Raw genomic sequence first — 7,754 nt, forward strand, 5'->3', positions numbered from 1 at the left:
CAGCAGGCACTGGCCGACGACGAGCAGGGCGGCCAGGACGGGGAGGGGGGACCACCAGCGGGGCAGATCGCCGGCCAGGGGGGCGGCGGCGACGGGGCACCGCTCCAGCCCCTGGTGCATGGCGCTCAGCAGCAGCACCAGGCTGAGGGCTGCGGCCAGGTGCAGGGTGACGGTGGGGGCGGCCAGCTGGCTGAGCACCGTGAGGGCTCCCAGGCCGCCCTGGACAGCCACCAGGCCCAGGGCCAGGCCGGCACTCCAGGGCAGCCAGCCGGGGAAGCGGGCGCGGAAGCGCAGGCTGAGGGCGAACAGGAGCAGCAGGGCCACGCCCACCAGGAAGGCGTCGAGGCGATGGAACCACTCGAGGAACACCTGCAGGTTCCACTGGCGGCCCGGCCAGAGAACGCCGTAGCAGAGGGGCCAGTCGGGACAGGCCAGACCGGCCTGCATCACCCGGGTGGCGCCACCGATGGCCACCAGGGCCACCAGAGCGACGACGAGGTGGGCGGTGAGCAGGGGCACCAGGCGCACAGGCCAGCTCTCCCCGGGGGCGGACCGGGGCAGGGGCAGGGGTTGCGCGGACGGCGCCACGGCCATGAACGAATGCTCTTCCGGGTGACCAAGTTAGCGGGCATTGAAAGATGTGCGAATCAGCACATCGCCCGAAGTGAATGTGAAATTTCTACGAAATTGCCTCTGTGGCTACAACAAACCCAGGGTGCGCGAACGGCCCTTTCTCAGCGGGCGCGCCAAGGACAGCCAACTCGGCACCCCGGCAGCGACGCCGTCCGCCACTGGTGATCGCCGGCGCCGGGTCAGCGGATCAGGGGCTGGTGACCGTCCCGCTGGGAACGGGACGGCGGCAAGGGCCTGCCCCTGGCGGGTCTGCTGTGGAAGCGGCCCAGGATCAGGGCAATGAGAATGGCGATGTACAGCTGCCCCGAAATCGTGATCACCACCGTGATCACCTGACCGGTCACGTCGCTGCTGCGCAGCACCTCCGATCCCACGCTGGTCAGGATCGTGAAGGAGGCGGCCATCAGCGCCGGCGCCATCGCCACGGCATCCGCGTTGCGATCCTGAAGCACCGGTAGGGCGGAGAGGTCGTAGGCGCCCGGATGCAGGACCCACAGGGCCACCAGCATCACCCCGCCGGCGATGCCGACCAGGAGGTAGCCGGAGGTGGCGCCCATCACCACGGCCAGCGTCACGAAGGGCTCCCGTACCAGGGTCTTCACCTTGCGCATCAGCGCCACCAGAAAGAACAGCAGCCAGACGATCACATGCGGCACCGTGACCAGGCGCCCCAGGGGTGGATCGAAGGCCAGGGCCAGATGCCACACCCCTTCCAGGGCGAGCGCCAGGCCACAGAGGCCGTACAGCACGGGCCGGGTGCTGACCAGGGGTGAGTAGCGCGTCACCGTCATGACCAGCACCACCGCCAGGCCGATCAGCAGGACCGAGAGCAGCCAGACGTGGGACTGGCAGAACGGCAGCATCAGGATGAGCAGCACCTCGGTGGCGAGGGTGAGGATGTAGCCGCGATGGCGGTGGCGAAGCCTCTGGATCTGCTCGTGGGTGAAGGGCACCGCAGCAGGGCGTGGTTCGATCCATGGTCGCAGCGCCGCATGGCAGGGAGGCAGAGCAGCGCCGGGTGGGCACAGCTGGCCGTCCGCTTGGCGAGGGGCATGCGCGGGCGCCCTGGCGGAACGGGAAGTTCGGAGGTCTTGGACGATGGGCGAATCAGCACATCGCCTGGAGTGAATGTGAAATTTCTCCGAAATCGCGTCTCTGGTTACAACGAACGCGCGGCGCGCGAACGGCCGTCCATAAGCTGTTGGCCTCAGGAGCTCGCCACCCTTCCGCACTCCGTCCCGCCGCCGTACCCGTGCCGATTCCCTCCTCCCTGGTCACCCTGCTGGTGGGCATGGCGCTTGTCCTGTCCGGCCTGTGGGTGGGCTACAACGTCGACCTGCTGCCCCTCGACGCCAGCGCCAACGCCCCCGTCTACGACTCCCTCTTCCGGGTGCTCTTCAGCATCGGCACGATCCTGTTCCTGGGTATCGTCGGCCTGGTGGTGTTCAGCCTCGTGCGCTTCCGCCGCCGCAGGGGCGACCACACCGACGGCCTGGCGATCGAGGGCAACCTGCTGCTTGAGATCGTCTGGACCGCCATCCCGGCGGTCGTGGTGCTGTTCGTCGGCATCTACAGCTACGACATCTACGAGCGCATGGGGGGCATGAGCAGCCTCAACGACCACTCCGCCATGCACCGGATGCCGGCGATGGAGACCATGGAGGCCTCCGTCACCACGGCGGACCCCGCCCTGGATGATGCGGCTCCAATGAAGGCCCCCAGGGTCTGGGGCGGCATCGGCACGGCGGCCGACGAAGCCAATGTCCTGCCCGTGGAGGTGACGGCCATGCAGTTCGCCTTCATCTTCCACTACCCGCAAGGGGACATCACCAGCGGTGAGCTGCATGTGCCCAACGGCCGCCCGGTGGAGCTGCGCATGAAGGCCAACGACGTGATCCACGCCTTCTGGGTGCCCCAGTTCCGGCTCAAGCAGGACGTGATCCCCGGCCAGCCCACCGTGCTCACCTTCACCCCCACCAAGGCGGGTAGTTACCCGATCATCTGCGCCGAGCTCTGCGGGCCGTACCACGGCGGCATGCGCTCGACCGTGGTGGTCCACGAACCGGATGCCTACGACGCCTGGCTGCAGAAGAACAGTCCCGTAGCCGCCACGGTGGCCAGTGCCGCGGGCAACCCCACCGCCTGACGTCCCGCCCCCCGATCTCGACTCCGTCCGCACCCATCCGCCCGATGACCGTCGCTTCCCCCAACGACTTCCAGGAGAGCCTCCAGCCCCAGGGCTGGCTGCGCTACTTCAGTTTCAGCCTGGATCACAAGGTGATCGGGCTGCAGTACCTGGTGACCGGATTCCTCTTCTATTTCATCGGCGGTGCCCTGGCCGGCGTGATCCGCGCCGAGCTGGCCAGTCCGATCTCGGATTTCGTCAGCCGCGAAACCTATAACGAAGTTCTCACCCTCCATGGGACGGTGATGATCTTCCTGTGGATCGTGCCGGTGGTGAACGGTGCCTTCGGCAACTACCTGATTCCCTTCTACGTGGGTGCCAGGGACATGGCCTTCCCCAGGCTCAACGCGGTCGCCTTCTGGATGATTCCGCCGGCCGGCATCCTGCTGATCGGCAGCTACTTCATCACCGGGGCGGCCCAGTCCGGCTGGACGGCCTACCCACCGCTGAGCATCACCACGCCCGCTCTCGGCCAGGTCGTCTGGATCGTCAGCGTGCTGCTCCTGGGGGGCAGCTCGATCTTCGGCGGCATCAACTTCATCGCCACCGTGCTCAAGCTGCGCCGGCCCGGCCTGAAGCTGATGCAGCTGCCCATGTACTGCTGGGCCATGCTCGGCACCAGCATTCTGGTGGTGCTCTCCACCCCTGTTCTGGCCGGCACCCTGCTGCTGCTGAGCTTCGACATCGTGGCCCACACGGGCTTCTTCAACCCGGCCCTGGGCGGGAACGTGGTGGTCTACCAGCACCTCTTCTGGTTCTATTCCCACCCCGCCGTCTACATCATGGTGCTGCCGGCCTTCGGCCTGGTGAGCGAGATCCTGCCCATCCACGCCCGCAAGCCCCTGTTCGGCTACACCACCATGGTGTATTCCATCATGGCCATCGTGGTGCTGGGTCTGGTGGTCTGGGCCCACCACATGTTCACCAGCGGCACTCCCCCCTGGATGCGGCTGTTCTTCACGATCGCCACCTCCTTCATCGCCGTGCCCACGGGGATCAAGTTCTTCAACTGGCTGGCCACCCTGTGGGGCGGCAAGCTGGCCCTCAACAGCGCCATGCTGTTTTCCTGCGCCTTCATCGTCAATTTCGTCTTCGGAGGCATCACCGGCGTGGCCCTCGCCCAGGTGCCCTTCGATATCCATGTCCACGACACCTACTTCGTGGTCGGCCATTTCCACTACATCGTCTATGGCGGCACGGTGTTCGTGATCTTCGCCTCGATCTACCACTGGTATCCGAAGTTCACCGGCCGCATGCTCAACGAGGATCTCGGCCGGCTGCACTTCCTGCTCACCTTCATCGGCTTCAACCTCTGCTTCGCCCCCCAGCACTGGCTGGGGCTCAACGGGATGCCGCGGCGGGTGGCGGAATACGACCCCAGCTTCACCACCCTCAACCAGATCAGCAGTGTGGGCGCCCTGCTGATGGCCGTCAGCAGCCTGCCCTTCCTCTACAACGTGATCGTGAGCGCCTTCCGCGGCCGGGAGGCCGGCGACAACCCCTGGAATGCCCTCACGCCGGAATGGCTCACCTCCTCGCCGCCACCGGTGGAGAACTGGATCGGTGAGGCGCCGCTGGTGCAGCACCCCTACGGTTACGGGGTCGATGAGGACACCCTGAGCGTGCAGGCCGCCACCGGCCGCGACCTCTGGAGTGGCGCCGGCCGCCGCTGACCCTCTGCCCCCTGCTCCTTCCCCCCATCCACCGTCCGGCCGCCATGACCAGCCTCGCCACCAGCAGCAGCGCCACCGCCGCCGAAGCGGCCGCCGCCGAGGCCCACGGCGGCCATGCCGATCTCCGGCTCTTCGGCCTGGCCACCTTCCTGGTGGCCGACGGCATGACCTTCGCCGGCTTCTTCGCCGCCTACCTCACCTTCCGTGCAGTGAATCCCCTGCCGGCGGGCTCCACCTACGAGCTGGAACTGCTGCTGCCCTCGATCAACACCATGCTGCTGCTGGTCAGCAGCTACACCTTCCACCGTTCCGGCCGCAATCTGCTGCTGGGTCGGATGGGGCCCTGCCGCAACTGGCTGCTGCTCACCGCAGCGCTGGGGGCAGCGTTTCTGGCCGGCCAGATGGTGGAGTACTTCACCCTCCCCTTCGGCCTCACCGACAACCTCTTCGCCAGCACCTTCTATGCCCTGACGGGCTTCCATGGTCTGCACGTCACCCTCGGGGTGATCTGCATCCTGCTGGTCTGGGTGCAGACCCGCAACGGCGGCCGTGTCACCAGCGCCGACCCCTTCGGCCTGGAGGCCGCCGAGCTCTACTGGCACTTCGTCGACGGCATCTGGGTGGTGCTTTACGGGATTCTTTACCTGCTCTGATTCGCTGACGGTTGCCCGTTCAGCACAGCGATCGGCACAATCAATTCAGAAGTCTCCGTCTGACCGGCTGATGGGTGCCCAGAAAGGACCAGCCAATGAGGACAGTCCAGCCGGCACCGTCATGCTGGAGGGCCAGGCCCTGTTGGAGCGGGCCCGTTCCCTCAGCAACCGGCCGGAGGAGCAGATCGCCCGGGCCTGCGGCTACGTGGGGCCGAGCGGCCGGGTGCTCCGGAAGAACTTCTATCGCGCCCTGGTGGCCGCCAAGGGGTACCCCGTGCCGTCGAGCGCCGGCGGCGGCTCGGCCGGGGTGGGCAAGGGGCGCCAGGCCGAGTTCCGCACCCGGGTCCACGGCAACGGCAACCTGCTGATCGGCCAGGCCTACACCCGGCGCATGGGGCTGGAGCCCGGCCAGGAGTTCCGGATCGAGATCCACAAGGAGACCGGTTCGATCTGGCTGCTGCCCCTCGACGGCGCCAGCACTGACGGCACGGCCTGAGGCCGGCCAAAGGCCTCCGCGCCCCAACTCCCGCTCGGGCCTTCAGTCCTGCTCGGGATGGAAGCTGGCACTGAAGCGCAGCAGATCGATGCCGCTGAACAGGAAGCTGATGCCCACCAGGGTGCCCACCACCCAGAGCAGGCTCCAGAACTTCATGGTGAGGATCAGCAGGCCCAGGGCGAGGGTCACCAGGCCGTTCAGGAGTCCCCAGCGCCAGCCGGTGATGTGACGGTGGGAGGTCGCCACAAGGACCTCCACGATCCCCTCCACCAGGAACACCACACCGATGGCCAGGGCCAGGCCCGCCATCGGGATCGCGGCCGCCGCCGGACCGGAGGCCATCTGCTGGATCATCCAGACCCCCAGCACCAGGAACAGGGTGGAGGTCACCAGGCGCCAGAAGGTGATCGCCCGGCTCAGGCCGGGGGAACGCAGCAGGGAACTGATCCAGCCCACCAGGCCCCCCACCAGGAAGGCGATGGCCACCACGGCGGTGACCCACCTGGAGGCCAGCACGGGAAAGACCAGGGCCAGCACCCCCAGCACGATCAGCATCACCCCTTCGGCCAGGGTGAAGGCGCGCAGGGCCGCCCCCATGGCCTGGCGGGAGGAGGGGGATTCGGTGGGAAGCATCGTCGCCATTCGCGCTGTCGCCAGCGTGACAAACCAGCCCTCCACTGACAACGACCCTTGACGTGTTGCAGCACCGCTGATGGGTGGCCGCAGCGGATGGGTCGCGGTCGTGGCACGCGAGCGACCTAGCCCCAGCCGTGCTCCGCCAGCCAGGTGGAGGAAAGGGTGGCCTGGGGCGGGGCCGTCGCTGGTCGCAGCAGCCGCTCGGTGTACTTGGCCAGCAGGTCGGCCTCCAGATTGACCCGGTCCCCCACACGGCGCTCCGCCAGGGTGGTGCCGCTCCAGGTGGTGGGAATCACGGCGATCCAGAAGCGGCTGCCATCGGGCTCGCAGCCGGCCACCGTCAGGCTGATGCCGTCGAGGGCCACGCTCGCCTTCTCGCACACGTAGCGCCCGTAGGCCGGATCCAGCCAGGCCACCTCCAGCCGCCAGGACCCGGACTGCCGCTCGATGGCGGTGACCTCGCCGAGGCCATCGACGTGACCGCTGACCAGATGGCCTCCGAGCCGGTCGGCCAGACGCAGGGCCGGCTCCAGGTTGACCCGGCCACCGGTGGCGGCCCGCTCCGCCAGGGTGCTGCGGCCCAGGGTCTCCTCGCTGACGTCGGCCCGGAAGCCATCGGCCAGCCGTTCGGCCACCGTGAGGCAGACGCCGTCGACGGCGACGCTGTCCCCCAGGGCCAGGGGACCAAGGTCGGTGCGCACCCGCACACCGGCCGGACTCCGCTCCAGCCTGCCGATGGCCTGCACCAGTCCGGTGAACATCCCCTGAGGCGGCGGCACTGGCCATAATCGTTTCACGGGGACCAACACGCGCGAGGAACGGGCCCGACCATGGTTGAAATGCGTGTCGCCGGGATCGCCCTGGATGCGGCCAGCCGCAGTCCCATCGTGCTGCTGCGCGATCCTTCCGGCCGCCGGCAGGTGCCGATCTGGATCGACCAGGCCCAGGCCCAGAACATCCTCTCGGGCCTCAACCGGGAGCGGCCGCCCCGGCCCCTCAGCCACGACCTGATGGCCAGCCTGCTGGAGGCCGGCGGCCTGCGGCTGGAGCGGGTGATCATCCACACGATCGAGGACAACACCTTCCGCGCCGTGCTGAAGCTCCAGAGCGCGGCCGACCAGCCCATCGAGCTGGATGCCCGCCCCAGCGATGCCATCGCCCTGGCCCTGCGCACCGACAGCGGCATCTGGATGCTGGAGGAGGTGGTCGCCGACGCCTCGATCCCGGTGGATGCGGAGGCCGATGCCGAGGATCAGGAGGATTTCCGCCGCTTCCTGGAGCGCACCACCCCGGCCGACCTGATCCGCCACATCGGCCGCACCGCCGCCGAGGCCGATCCGAGCCCGGAGGACAGCCCCGAGGGGGGCAGCTCTGGCCTCTGAGATGTCGGCGGCGCCGCTGCCGGCGGCACGGCGGCCCTTCGGACAGGGCCGGCCGGTCTCGCTCTTCACCCTCGGCACGATGCGGGCCCTGGACGC

Annotated in this window: 9 protein-coding genes; 5 read left to right on the plus strand and 4 right to left on the minus strand. The window is 68.2% G+C overall.

Features of this window, described 5'->3' with window-relative positions; translation table 11 throughout:
• The coding region (locus VB737_RS04295; protein ID WP_500311417.1) for a COX15/CtaA family protein at positions 1–594 on the minus strand (594 nt) is incomplete at its 3' end.
• A gap of 218 nt (positions 595–812) precedes the next feature.
• Positions 813–1,586 (minus strand): hypothetical protein, encoded by a 774-nt coding sequence (locus VB737_RS04300; RefSeq protein ID WP_500311419.1) that lies wholly within the window; start codon positions 1,584–1,586, stop codon positions 813–815.
• A 299-nt stretch (positions 1,587–1,885) separates the two neighbouring features.
• Here VB737_RS04300 and VB737_RS04305 point away from each other — a divergent pair, with 299 nt between their 5' ends.
• The 4 genes from VB737_RS04305 to VB737_RS04320 all read left to right on the plus strand — a co-directional run bounded on the left by VB737_RS04305 (position 1,886) and on the right by VB737_RS04320 (position 5,640).
• Positions 1,886–2,779 (plus strand): cytochrome c oxidase subunit II, encoded by an 894-nt coding sequence (locus VB737_RS04305; RefSeq protein ID WP_500311421.1) that lies wholly within the window; start codon positions 1,886–1,888, stop codon positions 2,777–2,779.
• A 44-nt stretch (positions 2,780–2,823) separates the two neighbouring features.
• Positions 2,824–4,491 (plus strand): cytochrome c oxidase subunit I, encoded by a 1,668-nt coding sequence (gene ctaD, locus VB737_RS04310; protein ID WP_500311423.1) that lies wholly within the window; start codon positions 2,824–2,826, stop codon positions 4,489–4,491.
• 44 nt (positions 4,492–4,535) lie between these two features.
• Positions 4,536–5,144, plus strand: a complete 609-nt coding sequence (locus VB737_RS04315) for a cytochrome c oxidase subunit 3 (RefSeq protein ID WP_500311425.1) — start codon at positions 4,536–4,538, stop codon at positions 5,142–5,144.
• Between the two features lie 121 nt (positions 5,145–5,265).
• Complete coding sequence (locus VB737_RS04320; protein WP_500311435.1) at positions 5,266–5,640, plus strand: AbrB family transcriptional regulator; 375 nt, start codon at positions 5,266–5,268, stop codon at positions 5,638–5,640.
• 42 nt (positions 5,641–5,682) lie between these two features.
• Here the strand turns inward: VB737_RS04320 and VB737_RS04325 are convergent, their stop codons facing one another.
• Both VB737_RS04325 and VB737_RS04330 read right to left on the minus strand, forming a co-directional pair.
• The gene (locus tag VB737_RS04325; RefSeq protein WP_500311427.1) at positions 5,683–6,282 is read right to left on the minus strand and encodes an HdeD family acid-resistance protein; all 600 of its coding nucleotides are present in this window, start codon (positions 6,280–6,282) and stop codon (positions 5,683–5,685) included.
• 116 nt (positions 6,283–6,398) lie between these two features.
• Positions 6,399–7,037 carry a riboflavin synthase gene (locus VB737_RS04330; protein WP_500311429.1) on the minus strand — a complete coding sequence of 213 codons (639 nt, stop codon included), beginning with the start codon at positions 7,035–7,037 and terminating at the stop codon, positions 6,399–6,401.
• 69 nt (positions 7,038–7,106) lie between these two features.
• On the opposite strand from VB737_RS04330, the gene VB737_RS04335 reads away from it, so the two are divergent.
• A complete protein-coding gene (locus VB737_RS04335; protein WP_500311432.1) occupies positions 7,107–7,658 on the plus strand; it encodes a bifunctional nuclease family protein in 552 nt (183 codons plus the stop codon).
• The last annotated feature ends 96 nt before the right edge of the window (positions 7,659–7,754 follow it).

It is taken from the genome of Synechococcus sp. BA-120 BA3 (assembly GCF_034931285.1).
Taxonomy (GTDB): domain Bacteria; phylum Cyanobacteriota; class Cyanobacteriia; order PCC-6307; family Cyanobiaceae; genus Cyanobium.